12 protein-coding genes and 1 tRNA gene are annotated in these 18,687 nt (G+C 50.8%); 10 read left to right on the top strand and 3 right to left on the bottom strand.

Annotation, left to right across the window (positions count from 1 at the left end):
* Window positions 1–141 precede the first annotated feature (141 nt).
* A complete protein-coding gene (locus STSP2_RS12585; protein ID WP_146663112.1) occupies window positions 142–4,557 on the top strand; it encodes an Ig-like domain-containing protein in 4,416 nt (1,471 codons plus the stop codon).
* A gap of 64 nt (window positions 4,558–4,621) precedes the next feature.
* On the opposite strand, the gene STSP2_RS12580 is transcribed toward STSP2_RS12585, so the two are convergent.
* Entirely contained in the window at window positions 4,622–6,997 is a 2,376-nt protein-coding gene (locus tag STSP2_RS12580) for a TolC family protein (RefSeq protein ID WP_205847895.1), read from the bottom strand.
* A gap of 275 nt (window positions 6,998–7,272) precedes the next feature.
* Here STSP2_RS12580 and STSP2_RS12575 point away from each other — a divergent pair, with 275 nt between their 5' ends.
* From STSP2_RS12575 to STSP2_RS12545, 7 genes are all read left to right on the top strand, one after another.
* A complete protein-coding gene (locus STSP2_RS12575) occupies window positions 7,273–8,883 on the top strand; it encodes a TolC family protein (protein ID WP_169853196.1) in 1,611 nt (536 codons plus the stop codon).
* A gap of 65 nt (window positions 8,884–8,948) precedes the next feature.
* Window positions 8,949–10,814, top strand: a complete 1,866-nt coding sequence (locus tag STSP2_RS12570) for an efflux RND transporter periplasmic adaptor subunit (RefSeq protein WP_169853195.1) — start codon at window positions 8,949–8,951, stop codon at window positions 10,812–10,814.
* Window positions 10,814–11,542 carry an ABC transporter ATP-binding protein gene (locus STSP2_RS12565; protein ID WP_236782706.1) on the top strand — a complete coding sequence of 243 codons (729 nt, stop codon included), beginning with the start codon at window positions 10,814–10,816 and terminating at the stop codon, window positions 11,540–11,542. Before STSP2_RS12570 ends, STSP2_RS12565 begins: the two co-directional genes overlap by 1 nt.
* A 90-nt stretch (window positions 11,543–11,632) precedes the next feature.
* Window positions 11,633–12,850 carry an ABC transporter permease gene (locus STSP2_RS12560; protein WP_205847894.1) on the top strand — a complete coding sequence of 406 codons (1,218 nt, stop codon included), beginning with the start codon at window positions 11,633–11,635 and terminating at the stop codon, window positions 12,848–12,850.
* A gap of 360 nt (window positions 12,851–13,210) precedes the next feature.
* Window positions 13,211–14,074 carry a sulfide/dihydroorotate dehydrogenase-like FAD/NAD-binding protein gene (locus tag STSP2_RS12555; protein ID WP_146663107.1) on the top strand — a complete coding sequence of 288 codons (864 nt, stop codon included), beginning with the start codon at window positions 13,211–13,213 and terminating at the stop codon, window positions 14,072–14,074.
* 53 nt (window positions 14,075–14,127) lie between these two features.
* Complete coding sequence (gene gltA, locus STSP2_RS12550; RefSeq protein WP_236782705.1) at window positions 14,128–15,594, top strand: NADPH-dependent glutamate synthase; 1,467 nt, start codon at window positions 14,128–14,130, stop codon at window positions 15,592–15,594.
* Window positions 15,595–15,761: 167 nt separating this feature from the next.
* Window positions 15,762–15,835, top strand: a tRNA-Arg gene (locus STSP2_RS12545).
* Window positions 15,836–15,929: 94 nt separating this feature from the next.
* On the opposite strand, the gene STSP2_RS12540 is transcribed toward STSP2_RS12545, so the two are convergent.
* Together STSP2_RS12540 and STSP2_RS12535 are read right to left on the bottom strand one after the other, a co-directional pair.
* Complete coding sequence (locus tag STSP2_RS12540; protein WP_146663106.1) at window positions 15,930–16,127, bottom strand: cold-shock protein; 198 nt, start codon at window positions 16,125–16,127, stop codon at window positions 15,930–15,932.
* Window positions 16,128–16,215: 88 nt separating this feature from the next.
* Complete coding sequence (locus STSP2_RS12535) at window positions 16,216–16,524, bottom strand: HU family DNA-binding protein (protein ID WP_146663105.1); 309 nt, start codon at window positions 16,522–16,524, stop codon at window positions 16,216–16,218.
* Window positions 16,525–16,639: 115 nt separating this feature from the next.
* Here STSP2_RS12535 and STSP2_RS17355 point away from each other — a divergent pair, with 115 nt between their 5' ends.
* Both STSP2_RS17355 and lepB read left to right on the top strand, forming a co-directional pair.
* Window positions 16,640–16,813: a hypothetical protein gene (locus STSP2_RS17355; RefSeq protein WP_169853194.1), complete on the top strand. Its 174-nt coding sequence runs from the start codon at window positions 16,640–16,642 to the stop codon at window positions 16,811–16,813.
* A gap of 246 nt (window positions 16,814–17,059) precedes the next feature.
* Entirely contained in the window at window positions 17,060–18,682 is a 1,623-nt protein-coding gene (gene lepB, locus STSP2_RS17520) for a signal peptidase I (protein WP_205847893.1), read from the top strand.
* The last annotated feature ends 5 nt before the right edge of the window (window positions 18,683–18,687 follow it).

The raw sequence follows: 18,687 nt of genomic DNA, 5'->3' as shown, positions 1-18,687 counted from the left end.
TGGCTCCAATTTGCCCACGAGATGACGTTAAATACTGGCCGAATTTGCTTATCAGAGAGCATTCTGCTAAAATAAAGAAGCTTTTTAGACGATAGATGTTGTATACTTCTTAGTGAATTGTGTGAAATAGAAGGGTGTGAGATGAAAAATTACCTGTACTTGATTGCTGTAGCTGTACTGACCGTTTCTCCGGCATTTGCGATTCCCGCCGGACTGGTTCATCACTGGAATTTCGACGAGGGGCCGGATTGGCACGATGATGCCTTCGGCGCTGTCAGCACCGCTCAGGCTGTTGCTGATCCTGTTGGTGGGGCTGATCTTGATCTGCAGAACATGACAGGGGCGGCTTTTCAGTCAGGCCGTCAATACACCTGTCTCGAATTCAACGGCACTGACCAGTACCTGTCATCGACTGCTGATCTTTCCTCTTCGCTGTCCGGCACATTCAGCGTCGCTTTTTGGGTCCGAACACAGCAAAGCGGAAATACCACATTGGCCCAGTCACCAGCCGTAGTAGGTGCTTCGGCCGGAGCAGGCAGTATTTATATCGGCAGCATTGATTCACAGGGCCGAATGCTTATCGCTGTCAATGGACAGAAACTCGCTGTAACGGATGATCCCGTCAATGACGGCCACTGGCACCATTTGACATTTACGCGTGACTCTTCAACAGGTCAGACACAGGTGTACGTTGACGGGGCAATCAATGATGAGGCGACCGGTGCGCAGGGTCAGGTTAACGTGGCTGTTGATTCGATAGTGAAAACCGACGATTCTTCCAGCCCGAGATATTTTCAGGGGCGACTCGACGAACTGTACATTTACGAAACAGTTCTCGATCCAGCCACAATAGGCACCCTGATCGACAACCACGCTCCCAAGGTGTGGCCCACAAAGACAAACGGTATAAATACCGCTTCTTTTTCCACAGAAAGCGTTTTGTTCAAGAGCTACGACCCTGAGAAAGACGACCTCAGAGTTGTCTCTTTCACTCAGCCCGACCACGGATCGGCGACCTATAACGGCGACGGCACATTCACATATACTGCCGATGCTGGTTACTCCGGCAACGATTCGTTTACAGTTACGATAGAGGATCAGAAGGGCGGCTTCAGCAAAGGAAAAATGAATCTGACTATCTTTGAGGATCCCGGCCCGGATGCGTCAAAAAGAACGACCGTGTTTGACGATTTCCAGCCGCTGCAGGCAGCCGGTTCGGACATTTCCCATAACGGCATGCGAGTCCCCCGAGCGATCGACTGGGAGGGCGACGGAGACAACGATATTCTTGTAGGCCACAGCAGAAGCGTATGGCTTTACATTAACAATGGATCACCTGCGAACGCAAATTTCGCTGCGGGCGTGCGTGTCAAAGCCGGCGGTTCGAATATTTATCTGGGCTCCGGCAATCTTCCGATCACTCTGGCTGATATGACGGGCGACGGCGTGCTCGATCTGGTCGCTGTCGATAACACGAGAAAAGTTGCTGTCTTCGAGAACACCGCAGCCGCAGGGCAGACTCCAAGCTATTCATCCGTACAGTACGCCAGGAAAACCGACGGTTCATATCTCGTGCTGACGGACCAGCGATTCGATGCAGGCGATTGGGACAATGATGGGCTGACAGACATTATTACCGGCTCATGGTCGGGCGGCATGAATCTTTACAAAAATGTCGGAACAGCATCTGACGCGCGGTATGAGAACTACGAGACTGTTTTGAGCGGCTCGTACAATTTGTATCCGCGGATATTTGACATCAACCGAAACGGCATGTCAGATTTCATACGCGGCATCAACTGGGGCAGCGTGCTTTACTGGTTCGATCCCGAACTCAACGGCGGACTCAATACCGGCGGTACAATGGTCTTTACCGACCCAACTGGTGCCTCGGTCAATATGAAATCCGCAACTGACGGCGCGATCGTTGATTTTGCGGATTACAATGGTGACGGCGTTTACGATGCACTGATCGGCGGCCATTATGGAGATAAGGTTTACATCGCTTGGGGCCAGGCCAAAACAGTTGCCGACTACATAAGCGATCTCGAAGCGATTTACGATGCTAATCTTTCGGATCTGGGCATTGCTCTTGAAGCCAACAGCCAGGCTCTGCTCAATGAAGTCCGAACCGCTCTTAGCGGCATAGTTGCAAACATGCAGTCAGCCACCGTTAACGAACGCCAGCAGATGTTCCAGCAGTATTCGCAGCATGTACAGAAATACGACTTCCTGCAGATGGACGATCCGCTGAACGTTAGTTATTATCACCATGTTCCAAGTATCGCAGGCCAGAATCTGATGACCATGCATTATATGCTGCCCGATACACCTACGCATCGTCAGAATGTAGCAGATGCGGTCGGGCTCACCGGTGTTCATCGCGAAATTTATTTGATGTGCTCCCTGCATGTGGGAGACAATCAGAAAGCAACACGCGGCCAGATCGAATCAGTTCGCGATTTTATGACCTGGCACCCGCAGGAGCTTTTCCCGGATGCGGTACTGACGCTGGACCATTACTATAACGACGGCCGCGGCGGCATGGTCGCGCACTTCACCAGTACGAAGAATACCTTTAACTGGGGCGAAGGCAACGATTCGGCAGAATGGGACTGGGATCTCCAGCAGCCGGTAAACCAGGTTCTTTACAACGATGCGTGCAGGGGTGACTACTTCACCTTTGTAATGGGCCATGAAGTTACCCATTCACTTGACGGCTATGTAAACAGCCGGGCCAACAAGGACATGCGGCGGCGATGGGGGCAGTTCCTCGTTCAGGGAGGGGGACCTGACGTAATTGCCGGTAGCAATGACTGGATCGACTGGAACGCAACCAAACAGCACTTCAAGGACACGGGCCTCTGGAACGAAAGCACCCAGACATGGGACGAGGCATGGGATGCATACTGGGCCACAGGTCCCGGAAGTGCGTGGAACGAGCAGGCCTCGATGCGTATCAACATCAAATTCTTCCTAAGCGCACCGCAGGAGTCTCTCGCGACACAGGCCAATCATCACTGGGCGCACTCTGAAGGACGGCTGATCGGTGCAATAGATCGTTTCAGAAGGGCGGTTGAGAACGACCTCGATCCGCTAAAGGCCAACATCAATGAAGCAGTTACGTTCCTGGATTTCGTGTCAGCGGGCCTGAATAAGGTCGTCATGTACGATACACACGGAGTGACAACTCCATATCGTCATGCCGAGTACACGATTGATCACGCCTGGCTCGAACGTAATGATAAGGGCTACATCACGAAAGTTAGCATCGCCGACCGCATTTACGAATTCGAACTTGACGCGAAAGGCATAATTACCGGTGTCAACACCAATATCTATACGCTTGGCGATGACAAAAAGGCTATCTATCACGGTGTCAAGAATGTGATCGATGTCCTTCGTAACGACTCTAAACTGGAGGGCGGCAGTCCTTCGACCCTGCAAAGCTGTACTCAGCCCGCTCACGGCACCGCGGTAGTAAATGACAACGGAACCATAACATATATGCCCGATGCTGGCTACTACGGTTCGGACTCGTTTACATACAAGGTAAAAGATTCTGATATGACCGCCGGCGTTGAGCTCGTGGTTGCAAGCGATCAGGGCGCGCTGATGGAAACCTTTAAAAGCATTGGAGGCAGTGCTGTCTCCGATCTTACAGGCAGCTCGAAATACCCGTATTCGCCGGATGAGGTAGCTGTAATGCAAAGCTTTGAGGCACCAACCGACAGATTGGACAGCTACGGCGTGCGCATGCGGGCTTTTCTCAAGCCGACCGTCACGGGCAGCTACACCTTCTGGATCGCCTCCGATGATAACGGCAGTCTGTTGTTCAGTACCGACGGCAAAGCCGATAGTGCTGTTGAGGTTGCCTCCGTGCCGGGCTGGACTTCTTCCAGGTCATGGACGGACTATCCCGAGCAGCAGTCGGCATATTTCTGGCTTACCGCCGGCAATACTTACTACATTGAGGCCCTGATGAAAGAAGGCGGGGGCGGTGACAACCTTGCGGTAGCGTGGCAGGGCCCAGGCATCTCACGGCAGGTCATCACCGGCAGCAAACTGAAACCCTATACGGAAGCGGACTATACGGGCCCCACACCTGACCCGATTACTTGGGCTACAGCTCCGCACAGCGTTGGCCCGACTACCGTTACAATGACTGCAGCCGACGTAAATGACGCAGACGGAGTCGAATACTTCTTCACTTGCACAACAAACGGTCAGTACGACTCAGCGTGGCAGGATGACACAACCTATACACTTACCGGTTTGACGCCGGAAACGGAGTATCAGTTCAGTGTAAAGGCCCGGGATAAGAGTCTGTGGCAGAACGAGACCCAGTCTTCTCAGACAGTTTCTGCCGTTACCTCGATAGCCGGCGATGTGGATCTTGACAGCGACGTCGATTTTACGGATTTTTCGCTTTTTGCGCAATGGTGGCTCAGCAGCGATTGCGGCCTGTGTTCCTATGCTGACCTCAACGCTGACAACCGCGTTGAGGTCGATGACCTTGTCTTGCTGACCGGCAACTGGATGCGAATAGACAATTGACCTTTCATTAACCTGCGGCAGAATCATCTGTCGCAGGTTTTCTTACCCACCCTGGCCGAAACAGCTACCTCCCGGTATCAGTTTTCACTGCCTGTCTCAATTGTCCGAACATTATCTCCTCGGCTTCATCCTCCATAAGTATGTTAAAAATGCTTGCTGCCCGCTGGACTTCCATAAGGTCTATTAGGAAGTCATAAACCGCGTTCGCGGATGCCAGCTCGGCCTGCACTGCCGCGTTCTGAGCATCGAGCAGATCCAGTATCGACACCACGCCTTGCGCATAAGAATCGACCGTCAGATCCAGATTCTTAGCTGCCGCAGCTTCGGCTTTTCTCGACAATCCGATGTTCCTGTATGATGCCGTCGCAGTTTCCATTGCGGCCCGCACCCGCTGTTCGACCTGTTCGCGAGCGGAACCGAGCGTGAAAATAAGTTCAGCCAGTTCCTGGGTGGTTTGGATGATCCTGGCGGTTTTACTTCCTCCGCTGTACAAGGGGAAATCAATTGAAATGCCCGCTGCCCAATCCGTGTCGTTTTCCGGGCTCGCTTTAAGAAATCTTTCTCCTACTCCTTCTTCTGCGAAACGATGAGAGAAGTCGAATACGAAAGCCACATCAGGTTGCCACATCGCGTTTTCAGTGCTTTTTTGTTCCCTGCGTTTGGCATCTATCAATGCTTTGACGTTCCGTATCTGCGGCGATCTGGCAAGGCCGGTCTTAACCAAAGCATCCGCAAAGTTCAAAACCGCTTTCCTCGTACTCAGGCTTTCAAAAAAGTTCAATCTGTTGAGAAGCAGCTCATCATCTCCAAGACTTGTCTCCGCTACAGCGAACTGCATATCAATCGGTCTGTGTAGAAGGCGGTTTACCTCTAGCATAGCTATCTGCAGATCCGCTTCGGCATTTAGTACCTCCTGTTTTCGTGTGGCAAGGCGATTCTCCCACCTGTACACTTCGCCCGGCCCGCTGACTCCGACCTCACGTCTTTCCCTGGCCATCTGCAGGTTTGAACGAGTCAGACGCAGATCACTCATACGCACCCGGAGCCTTGTTTGCGCACGCAATACGTCCAGGTAAGCCGTACCGGCCTGCTGCGTTATATCCAGCCTGACTTCGTTGAGCTCCTGCAAACGGGCGGCCTGCAGAAACTCTTCTATGTCGTAACTTGCCCATGCCTGCTCGGAATATAAAAGCTGCCTGAATTCAAATCCTGTGCTGTATTCCCGCTCCGCTGCTTCACCCGGCGCAGCTTCGATCCTGTCCTTATCTACCTGAACAACCTGCGTGGATAAATCGATCTGAGGCAGCAACACGGCCAGAGCATCTCTTACTTGTGCAGACCCCGCAGCAACCATCCGTTCCTGTGCCGCGATGTCAAGGTTCTTTGCAACCGCTTCGGACAGTACCCGCTCCATACTCAGCTTCGGGAGTCTTTCCCTTTCTGTCTTGCCGATCAGGTCCGCCTCCAGACGTAGATTCCACGGTATCTCAAGCCTGATCGCCTCAGCCGTTTCGACGTTCAGCGTCAGTTCCTCTCTGCCGGCAAGTCTTACAGGCAGCTCGCTCGGTTCCGTGCCCAGCAGTATCGACTGCAGATTTAATGCCGTTCGCCTTGCAATTCTCTGGAACAGCGATTCCGGAAGCGTGGACATTAGAAAGCCAACTTCCACTCCGTCCTTACCGATTGCTGAGAAACTCGGAATATCTCGTTCCTTGAGTCCTTCAGCAAGTCGGGCCAGCTCTTTACCGCTTATATTCATCAACGGGTTGACGTAAACTGCATCAGTTCTAGCTTTGAGCTTTTTAAGAGTTATTTCAGCGGATTCACTGACCTCGAGATAGTCCGCGCTTAGATCCATCTTTTCAGCCTCACGAACCAGCCCACCTGGTAACCGTGGTATCGCCTTTGCAACCGGCTGACCAATCAGAAATGTTATGTGTTTGAATTTGACGACCTCAAGAAAATCCGTGAGGCTCTCAGAGACGCTGCCGCCTATGAGCACATAAGTCAGATTTTTCACACCGCTGGTTCCAGAATCGGTGACCGTCAGGCTCTGTATTTTGGCATCCAGAACGAACGGTGCAATGCCGGGTTTGCCAAGCGGCCCTCGAGTGCTCAGATAGTGCGAACCAATGATCCCCGGTGTCATCACAATGTCTATTTCTTCGTCCGCAAGAAATCTCTCGATCCCCCCCTCGATGCTCTCCTGTGACCAGTCGGCTATAAAGGTATGCTTCGGCGAAAAAACGACATTGAATTCGTTACCTGTGAGCTTGAGTATTTCGCTGACGAAAAGATTCGATACTCCCGCGTTGTTCTCCCATGGACCATCTATGACCACGCCAACATGCACTTCAGCCTTTTCATCCTGTGCACTCGTGGTACCCAGCCCGATCAGCAAAAACAAAATGGCCATAATATACCATTTGGTCCCCCGCATTTTTTCTTGTCCCCCCCGGATTAATTTTGGTCCCATATAATCCGTTTGTATTACGGCAATAGAAGATGTTATGATACATTGCGGTATTGAGCAACCCACTTTATCTTTGCGATTCTGCTTTTATTTGAGTCAGGTTTGCCAGCCTTATCGTGGTTTTCTGCTTCTTTCCGTATCTCAGGCATTGATCAATGTGGCCAAAAATTACATTTCTTTGCAATAAACGTGTTTCCCGCACGTCTAGTCATCAAATACGGTTATCAAAGAACGAGAGGTTTATGAGTAACTTGTGCAGGTCTGTGCGATCAATATCTCTTTTTGCGTTAGTTGGATTGCTGGTTTTTTCATTTGGGTGCAAGACGCCGGATGAATACAAGTCGGAAGCGGACGAAGATGTCTATAAGATCCTGAATAATAAATGGCAGGAGAGATTTGGTTATAAAGCCAATTACAGGATAAGCGACGGCGAACCGAATCAGATTGATGTGGTTTCAAGGATTCCTGAGTCCGGCGTGCTCAGTCAGGCCAGTGCGGTAGAGATGGCTACCAACTTCAATAGATCTTACCAGACACAGAAGGAGTCTCTTTATCTGTCTGCGCTCGATCTGACGCTTACGCGCTATCAATATGCCACGCAGTGGTTCGGGACAGTAGATGCCTTTTATGAAAATACACCCGCTGACGAGTCGACGACCATAGAGTCATCGGGTGGTGTGAGAAGAGATTTCCTTTTAGGCGATGGTATCCTGATAGGCACCAGCCTGACAGCGGACTGGTTTAGGTATCTGACAGGGGATCCGCAGACATCGCTGGGATCTGTTTTGTCTGCCAGTTTGGCTGCACCCCTGATCGGCAATGGAGCCGGTCGTATAGCACGTGAGAACCTTACACAGGCAGAGAGAAACGTTCTTTACAACATAAGATCGTTCAATAGATTTCGTAAGGATTTTGTAGTTTCGGTTATCAGCGAGTACTACAGGGTCCTTTTGCAGAAAAACCGCGTTGAAATCCAGCAAGCCAGCTATCAGCGACTTGTCGATTCGACCAATCAGCTTCGCATGGAGGTAGAGGTGGGGCAGCGGCCGGCATACGATCTTGCAGAAGCCGAACAGCGACTGCTCAGTGCCGAGCAGAATGTCGTTTCGGCTGTTCAGAACTATGAGCAGGCTCTTGATAATTTCAAGATAACACTTGCTCTGCCCACAGATGTTGATGTGGAGCTGGACCCGGACGAATTAACGGCTTTGCAGGATATAGGTGTCAGTGAGCCGGAATACAGCGCGGAAGAGGCGATAAAAACAGCACAGGAACTTCGTCTCGATTTGAGCAATGTGCGGGACAGATTGGACGATTCTGAAAGAAAACTAATTCTTGCAGCGGATGGTTTGGTAACGCAGGTGGATTTAGTAGCAAGTGCTGACGTCGATTCAACTCCCGATACTGAAATAACCCGCCTTAGATTTCATGACGGAGCATACAGTGCAGGGATTACCGCTAATCTGCCGTTGGACCGTAGGGCGGAGCGTAACGATTACAGGGAAGCGCTGATAAATGTGCAGCGGCAACAGCGAGACTATGATGAAGAGGTGGACAGGGTCAAGCTTCAGGTTCGTGATGCATACCGAGAACTCGTTCAGACGGCTGAAAGTTACCGGATCCAGAAGATGGGCCTGGAGCTTGCTGAAAAGAGAGTTCAGGTCGAAAAATTGTCACTCCAGTACGGCCGGGGAACGGTCCGACTGCTGCTCGACTCGGAAGATGCACTGGTGCAGGCCCAGGACGATGTGCTCAATGCATTGGTAGATCATATGATCGCGAAGTTGAGTTTCTTCCGCGATGTAGGTATCCTGCGGGTTAAGCCTGACGGAATGTGGGAACAAGACAGGTAATTGCAAATTAATGAAGGTTCGAGTTTATGCCAAGCAAGAATACACAGAAAAAGAGCAAATCTTCAATGAGACATAAGAAGAAGCTGATAATATTCTTGGCAGCAGCCGTCATCGTGGCGACCGTCTGGTTTCTGGCTGCACAGACTGGCGCTGTCGATGTTAACGAAGAGCAGACAGTACCCGTTCGCCGAGGTGACCTTATGGTGACAGTGACCGAAGGAGGCAGCATACGCGCGAAGGATTCCATTCAGTACAAGTGCCGGGTGGAGCGTATGAGGGGTATATCCGATATTGCCATCCTCGACATCGTGCCGCCTGGAACCTATGTTACCCAGGAAGATGTTGATAATGGTATGGTGCTGGTCGAGCTCGACTCTTCGAGTTTGGAAGATCGACTTCAGGAAGAAGAAATGGAGCTGGCAGGCGACCAGGAGAACTATACAGCCGCCAAAGAAGCTTATGATATTCAGGTCATACAAAACGAAAGTGACAGTTCAAATGCAAGGCTTACTGTGCGGTTTGCACTGCTTGATCTGGAAAAATATCTCGGCAAACAGCTTGCGGCCCAGTTGACGAAAAACGTCGACGAGGCAGAAAGCCTGACAGGGCATGTGTCCCCTTTCCTCGAAAAGGTCAAAAATGACCCTAACCTTCTGGACGGTTCTTCAGCAGGGCAGGAACTCAAAAGGCTCAGAGACGAGATTGTTCTCGCCGAAGGCAACCTTACAACTGCTGAGGACACACTGGCAGGCTCCGAAAAGCTGCACGAAGCGGACTATGTTTCGGATCTGCAGTTGGAGCGGGACAGGCTGGATGTTACAAGTCGTCAGTTTTCCCGGGAAAATGCTCAGGTTAATCTCGATCTGTTCCTTAATTACGATTTTCCGAAGAACGCTGAGCAATATCTCAGTGATTACGTTGAAGCTGGCCGAGAGCTTGAGCGGACCTACGCTCAATGCCGATCCAGACTGGCGCAAGCCCAGGCAAGCTTGAACAATTGGGAGGAGCGGTATAATTCGCAACGCAATTTCGTGGAAGAACTGCGGGAGCAGATAGAATTTTGCACAATTAGAGCGGTTGCGCCGGGGCTGGTGATCTACGGAGAGGGCGGTAGCGGCGATACGTTCAGAGCTATGAGACGAGGCGGTTCAGGCGGTATAATTGCCAAAGGTGAAGTTGTCTACGAAGGCCAGACCATTATTTCGATGCCGGATACCGCTGCCATGGTCGCAGAGATCAGCGTCCATGAGACCGAAGTGGACAAAGTAAGGGCCGGTCAGCCGGCACAGATCATCATGGATGCCTTCCCTGATAGAACCCTGCATGGCGAAGTGCTGGAGGTTGCTCCGCTACCTGACCAGCAGCAGGGCTGGATGAACCCAGACCTGAAAGTATATAAGACGCTTGTAAGTATAGATGGTACACATGAATTTCTGAGAACACGCATGTCCTGCAGTGTGGAGATATTGGTCAGGGATATGGAAGAGGTGCTGCAGGTTCCGATCCAGGTTGTGGCTAACCGTGGTGGTAGAAAGGTCTGTTACGTAGAATCAGAGCCCGGCCCTGAAGAACGGCAGGTTCGCACAGGAGCTTTTACGGACACAATGGTTCAGATCGTAGAAGGCCTGGAAGAAGGTGAACAGGTGCTTATGAATCCTCCTTTATTCGACAGTTACTCTGGGGAATCTGGTTATGTCCAGTCTAACAATGCATGGAAAAACCGTCGGGCAGAGGATGGCCAGAGCGAAGATGAAGGTTCACCCAATGATGGACAGGCAGCCCGCGAAGAGCAAGGCTCACCCCAGGGACGCAGACGTTCCGGAAGGGGCGAACGCGGCGCCTCGAGAGAAACGCAGTCCGGCGACAACATACCATCGAAAGCTCCTGGTGGCGGGGGCAGTGTGGAAACGCAGAGTCGGGGACAGAATTGATGGAAGATAATAGCCTTATGACCCATATTGATGCCAATGCGCAAAAAGAGTCCATTCTTTTAATGGAAAAACTTTGCAAGAATTATCAGCTTGGCCCGACAAAACTGCGGGTATTGCGTGAAATTGACATGACGATCAATACCGGCGAATATGTGACTATAATGGGCCCCAGCGGGTCGGGAAAGTCTACACTGCTGAATATGATTGGGTGTCTCGATCGGCCCACGAGCGGCAGCTATAAACTGGGAGGGGTAGATGTCTCAGAACTGGAAGATGATGAACTTTCCAAAATACGCGGAGCAAGGATCGGTTTTATTTTTCAGTCCTTCAATCTCATCTCTCAATTGAATGTCATAGAAAACATAGAAATACCCATGTTTTACCAGAACTACAGTGAAGAGGAGAGTAACGAAAGGGCCAAAGAGCTTGCTGAAATGGTGGGTCTTGGTGACAGAATGCGGCATCGTCCTTCGGAATTAAGTGGTGGTCAGCAGCAGCGGGTTGCTATCGCAAGGGCTTTGGCGAACGACCCGCTGATCATCTTGGCGGATGAGCCGACAGGTAATCTCGACTCGCAAAGCGGTTCGGACATCCTCGACATCCTCGACCGTTTGCACGAGGAAGGCAAGACGTTGGTAGTTGTAACACACGATGAGAATATTGCAACGCATGCTCAAAGAGCGATCAGATTGTTCGATGGGCAGATTGCAGAAGACGTATATAATTAAGGGCGGCCTTTCATGATTTTTCGTTTCAAACGCACGCTGAAACTGGGAGTTAAAAGCCTTTGGATGCACCGTCTACGGTCAACCCTTACGATGCTTGGGATTATTTTCGGCGTCAGTTCCGTCGTTTCAATGTTGGCGATTGGAGAAGGGGCCAGCCAGGATGCTCAGGAAAAAATATCGCAGTTGGGCAGTCGAAACATCATCATCAAAACGGTCCCGCCCCCAGAAGACAAATCATCCATCGGTCAACAGCAGACGCTCAAAGAATATGGTTTGACTTACGACGATGCGGAGCGGTTTCGCGGTGCAATACCGAACGTGCGTGTGCTCGTGCCAAACAGACGTATTTCGGATCAGGCTCTTTATCGCAACAGCCGGGTCTCAACCGAGGTCATCGGAACTGTGCCGTGGTATCGGGAAATATTGTCCTTGAGCCTAAAGTATGGACGTTTCATTACGACAACAGATACACATTACAAACAGGCTGTATGTGTAATCGATGATAAGGTTCGCAACGAACTCTTTCTGTTTGACGATCCGCTGGGACAGAACATAAAAGTGGGTGGAGATTATTACAGTGTGGTCGGTGTGGTTTCTGCGCAGAAAGACATAGCTGCATCAGAGCTGCAGGGCGGGAAAAACAATCCGGAAAAGGAACGCGGTGCGAATACGGGCAAAATCTATATCCCTCTTACAACGGCCCGGACGCGATTTGGAGAAACATCAATCCAAATGGGAGCCGGCGGTGCCACACTGGAGCGTGTTGAGTTACAGGAAATTATTGTGCAGTCGCGCACAATCGACCAGGTTCTGTCTACAAGGCGGAGCGTGCAGTCTATACTATCTAGATTTCACAAGAAGAATGATTACGAAATTATTGTGCCGCTGGAGCTTATGCAGCGCGCTAAAGATGTCCAGCGTATATTTACCATCGTCCTTGGTTCTATCGCGGCTATCAGCCTTCTGGTGGGCGGCATCGGTATCATGAACATTATGATGGCGACTGTCAGTGAACGTACACGCGAAATAGGCATCCGACGTGCACTTGGTGCCAGGCAGAGGGATATTGTAATGCAGTTCCTTTCAGAGACGCTGATCCTGACACTCTGCGGCGGTATACTGGGGATGGCGGTGGGATCACTGATTCCCATATTAGTTACCTATTTCGGTCAGATGCGGACGGTAATTACTCCCGGTTCGCTTGTTCTGGCCTTCGGTATTAGTGCAGCAGTCGGACTTGCATTTGGAATATATCCAGCTTACAGAGCGGCGCATATGGATCCGATCGAATCACTCCGACATGAATAGGCAGGGGTTCGAGTGCCAGTCCATAAGCAGGGGGCTTGGTAGCTATAAGAATTTCTAAAAATATCAAATTGTGAAATATTTTTTTGCTTTTGTAGATTTGTCGATTTCCAAAAACCATGGCAGCATAAGTTCATGCCTGACAGTACCTTACAGTTGCTAGTGTTTTTTAGGTGTTTTTCTGCATCACCACCGACCAATGCAAGGTTGTCCCCGTATAACGGTTGATGCTTACTGTTTCGTTTGACATATGGATACAACTTGCATATCATACCTGCACTTTTCTCAACTGCGCTCTGAGATTGCGGTACAGGACCGCCCGGAACGCACGAATTCCAGACAGATTTTTCGTGAAAGGTGAACGTGGCGCACAAGATAATTAAAAAGCAGCAATTGTCAGAAAATGTCTTCACAGTCGATGTCAAAGCTCCGCTGATAGCCGAAGCCCGCAAGCCGGGTCAGTTTGTAATCGTCGGCCTCGATGCCGAAATTGGTGAACGCATTCCACTCACAATTGCCGGGGCTGACACCGAAAAAGGAACTATTCGCCTGGTATGGCAGAGAGTTGGTAAAACCACGGCCCAGATGTCCGAGCTGAACATTGGTGATGAAATGGGCTATATTGCAGGGCCGCTTGGCACCCCAACGCACATAGAGAAGTTCGGCAAAGTTGTCTGTGTCGGCGGCGGCATTGGAAACGCACCCTTGCTTCCCATAGCAAGGGCTCTCAAGGACGCAGGCAATGAAATTGTGACTGTCCTTGGAGCCAGAACAAAGAACTTGCTTATCCTCGAAGAAGACTTCGCATCTATCAGTGATGAACTGATCATAGTTACGGACGATGGATCATGCGGGCGAAAAGCATTGGTCACCGAGCCTCTGGAAGAAATTTGCAAACAATCGCCAAAACCTGATCTCGCGATGGTAATAGGCCCCGCGATAATGATGAAATTCTGCAGCGAAGTTACCCGCAAGTACGATGTGCCAACGCAGGTTTCGCTTAACACCATCATGGTCGACGGCACGGGCATGTGCGGCGGTTGCCGTGTCGAAGTCGGAGGTGAGACGAAATTCGTCTGTGTCGACGGCCCCGAATTCGACGGCCACCAGGTAGATTTCGATCAAATGATGAAAAGGCAGGCTGCTTACAAGGACCTCGAGAAAAAGGCCTACGAGCAGTATCAGCATAAGTGCCGTATCGGTCTTGACGCGAACAATAATAAATAGAGAACCCAAGACTGCCGATCCAAGCAGCAGAAAATATACCATGGAGTTTACTTGTGACTGACGATAAGAAGCTTTTACAGGAACTACTCGAAAAACATAACAACGGCGATTTAAAGCCCAAAGAGAGATATGAGATCCCGCCGCAGGGCATGCCCGCTCAGGATGCAACTGAGCGGCGCGACAATATTGACGAAGTCGCGACTGGCTATACCGAAACCCAGGCAAGACTGGAAGCGTTGCGATGCCTGCAGTGTAAGAACGCCCCCTGCGTGGCCGGTTGTCCTGTAAAGATCAAGATCAAGGATTTCGTGTCTGCAATCGCGGACGGTCAGTACCAGCAGGCTCTGGAAATCATCAAGGAAAACTCCCTGCTTCCATCTGTATGCGGCCGTGTATGCCCGCAGGAAGTACAGTGCCAGGAAAAATGCACAGTCGCCAAGAGATTCAAGGATGTCGACAAGGCAGTCGCGATAGGGCGTCTCGAACGTTTCGTCGCTGACTGGGGCGAAGAAAACGATTCAACACCAAAGATAGCTCCGCCCACCGGCAAGAAGGTCGCAGTCATAGGTTCAGGTCCCGGCGGCGTAGTAGTTGCCACAGACTGCCGCAGGGCGGGACATGATGTGACCGTCTTCGAAGCGTTCCACAAGCCTGGCGGTGTGCTTGTTTATGGTATCCCCGAATTCCGTCTGCCCAAGGCCATCGTTGAACGCGAGATCAAGGGCCTGGAGAAGATGGGCGTCAAGTTTGAGTGCAATTTCATCGTAGGCCGTACCCGAACCGTCAAACAGCTTCTCGAAGAGGACGGCTTTGACGCCGCGTACATAGGCGTAGGTGCCGGTCTGCCGCGATTCATGAACATTGAGGGCGAACAGCTCGTTGGTGTCTACAGCGCGAACGAATACCTCACCCGTGCAAACCTCATGAAGGCCTATCAGTTCGGCGAAGGCGCAGATACGCCGATCGCTGTATCTAAGAAGGTTGCTGTGCTCGGCGGCGGAAATGTCGCGATGGACGCAGCTCGTACCGCGGTCCGTCTTGGCGCAGAAGAGGTCTACCTGATCTACCGCCGCAGCGAAGCGGAAATGCCTGCGCGGGTCGAAGAGGTGCACCACGCCAAAGAAGAAGGGATCATATTCAAAACACTGCAGAACCCGAAGCGCATCCTGGGAGACGGCGATGGTTACGTCAAATCTCTTGAATGCCTTAAGTACGAGCTGGGTGAGCCTGACGATTCAGGCAGAAGACGCCCTGTACCTATCGAAGGCAGTGAATTCGAAATAGATGTCGACACCGTCATCGTTGCGATCGGCAACGGTGCCAATCCCCTGATAGGCCAGACCACGCCGGGCCTTGAAATGAATAAATGGGGCAATATCGTCGTCGACGAAGACTGCAAAACCTCTCTCGATGGCGTCTACGCAGGCGGAGACATCGTTCTGGGTGCAGCAACTGTTATCCTGGCAATGGGCCAGGGACGCATAGCCGCTGCTGCTATGAACGACTATCTAAAAGACTAGAGGCTGTTTGAAATTTGAAATGTTCCGGTTGGATCAGCAGAGCGGCTTCACGGTCGCTCTGTTGCGTTTAGCTGGACAGATGAATGACCCGTATGCCAAAACTGCCCATTCTCACGTCTTAGTTGTTGACAGACATCTCTGCGGACAATATATTACCACGACCACAGGCGCCCGTAGCTCAACTGGACAGAGCATCGGTCTTCGGAACCGAGGGTTAGGGGTTCGAATCCTCTCGGGCGTATTCACTTTTTTCAGCTCCCCCCTTATCCCCAATTTAATCCGCACTTCCCCCACTCGCTCATAAATGAACTTGCGCAATGATGCGGCGAGTCAACTTACACTATAGCGACTCTCTTGGCTACAGGGCCTTTCTCGCCGCTCTCTACCTCGAACTGAACGCGATCGCCTTCATTGGGCAGCTTTGCACGATCAACGAGGTTAGAATGGTGGATAAAGACATCTGGATCGGGCCCGCAGGAAATAAACCCATACCCTTTTTTCCTGTCGAACCACTTAACAATTCCGTCAGACATTTTAGAACTCCTGGTTCTCGATTCTGGCCAATGGCCGGCACAACGATTCGTGAGATGATCGGATCAACCGTAAACTAAACAAAGATTGTTATTCGGTTTCGCTCATTTCAACGGGTGTGCTCAGTTTTTCCCTCATAAGCCTGCCCATCTTGAACTTTACTGTTCTTTTAGCAGGTACTTGCACTCTTTCAAGAGTCTTAGGGTTTTGTGCTACTCTTGCTGCACGGGTTCGAGTTTCGAAGACGCCGAAATCACGGAATTCAAGCCGGTTGTCATCCGAAAGTTCAGTCACCATCTCATCGAGAAATGACTGAATGATCCGCTTGACTACAACTCTTTTTGCTTGTGTTTGATCCGCTATGCGGTCGATGAGTTCTTTCTTTGTTACGGTTGCCATGGACTTCCCCGAAACTAGCAGTTTATTAAAGAAAAATCGATGTTAATAGACTCAATAGCCCCGCTGAGGCACAAAAAATCCCCGTAATTAAGGGCGGAAACGATAGCTGATCCAAGTGGCTGTGAACGCTGTTAAAAATCAGTTAGCTATCGCAAATCACTATACAATAAAGACTTCTAACGAGCAAGAAATATTTTTGGATATTTTTGACGCTGCTGCATTAAAAGCAAATCCTTCATTTAATGATTGCATCATTGCCGCTATCGAGTTCTGCTGGCCAAGTGATTAAAAGCATATTTAAGCAGATTTCTAATAGAAGTATCGCCTCATATCGTTCAATTATGGGCACTCGGCGGGTTGTAATGTCCGAAAAATGCAATACCTTCTTGACCGCCAGGGCTCTGGATGCAATAATCAGGTTTTAATTTTTTCGTAGCCGCACATGCATCTATTCTGGATTTAGATGAGGTCAACTTTTTTGTAATTCTTGATGGAGTTGCAAATCGTTTCTTGGTGATAGCGAAAGGCCGTAGTTTTGGCGCAAAGAAATAAACGGAATAAGAACAAAAAGTCTGGTTTAGCGGATTCCGTACTCGGAACGGCTGAATGGGTGCTGATGGCATTTTCGGTCACGCTTGTCTTTATCGTATTTGTAATGCAGGCCTACACGATACCCACCGGCAGCATGGCCAGCAGCCTAAAGGGCGCTCACTTCAAACTGCGATGCTCTCAGTGCGGATACCTTTATGATTACGGCTTTGACCACCAGAGATACAATCTGTCCCCGAACGTGACCCCCGGAGGTGATAATGTAGTTATCGAGCCTCTCCGTACTGGCCGAGGCAACAGGGTCCAAAGAACCCTGCCTCCGCGTTGTCCAAGCTGCGGCTATTTTATGGCCCCGGTAAAGCTGTCTTACGGTCGTCCCGTGGTCCCCCCTGAAAGGGTCGGTCCGGTGACAAAGGGCGACAGAATATTCGTCCTCAAGTGCATTTACCAGTTCATCGAACCCAGCCGCTGGGATGTTGTTGTCTTCAAAAATCCTGTTGAGCCGGCGATCAACTACATCAAACGAATGATCGCACTGCCCGGCGAGACGGTGGAAATAGTCGACGGAGACATCTACATAGACGGCAAAATGGCACGCAAACCTGAAAATGTTCAGGAAGAAATGTGGATGTCTGTCTATGATAATGACTATCACCCGGTCGAGCCTGAGATCGCCAGATACAACGGCCATACCTGGGTCCAGCCCTTTGTAAATACCGAAGGTTCTCAGTGGGATCTGACCGAAAATTCTGGAAGGCTGTTCAAACTCGAAAGCTCCCCGGATAATATCCATACTATCTATTATGACACAAGTAAAGGCAACGATTTCCGCGCCTCATATGCTTATAACAATCCAAGGAGTTACAAGTTTATGCCCGTATGCAGTGACCTGATGGCCCAGTTCCAGGTACAGGCAGGGCAGGGCGATGCAGTGCTCGGCGCAGAACTGACGAAATACGGGATCCGTTACAGGGGCCGGGTTAACTCAGACGGAACCATGGTCATTTCGCGAATAGACGCTGAGGACACCATAACAGAGCTTGCGGCCGGGCAAGGCAAGTGGGTCCAGGGCGACGAAGCAAAACGATTCCGTTTTATGAATGTCGACCACAGACTCGTACTTGAATTCGGCGATTCTCAAATAGAATATGATCTGGGACGTGACAGAGACGACGCTGGAACAATAATCAAGGTCATGCCCGAAGCAAAAATATTCGGTGCCGGCGAATTGACCCTCAGTCATGTAGGCCTATTCCGCGACATGCACTACACGCAGGTTACGCAAAATGGCGACCACATTCTACGAGCAGGAGCAGGTGACCCGTTCACACTTTCAGACGACCAGTATTTCGTGTGCGGTGACAACAGCCCAGCCAGCTTCGACAGCAGGCTTTGGGATCAGCCCGGCCTAGGAAACAGCGGCAGAGAGTATCGCGAAGGTGTTGTACCGCGTGAATACCTGGTCGGCAAGGCGTTCTTTGTCTACTGGCCGGGCGGTTATCAGCCAAAGATCGGGAACAAGGGGTTCGGCCCGAGGCTCGTACCCAACACCAGGGGTATGAAAGCCATATACGGCGGCCGTTATCAAACCGACACCGCGACCGATTAAGAATG

Source organism: Anaerohalosphaera lusitana, assembly GCF_002007645.1.
Taxonomy (GTDB): domain Bacteria; phylum Planctomycetota; class Phycisphaerae; order Sedimentisphaerales; family Anaerohalosphaeraceae; genus Anaerohalosphaera; species Anaerohalosphaera lusitana.
The sequence above is the reverse complement of the archived record's forward strand: the minus strand, read 5'-3'. Positions and strand labels throughout refer to the sequence as shown.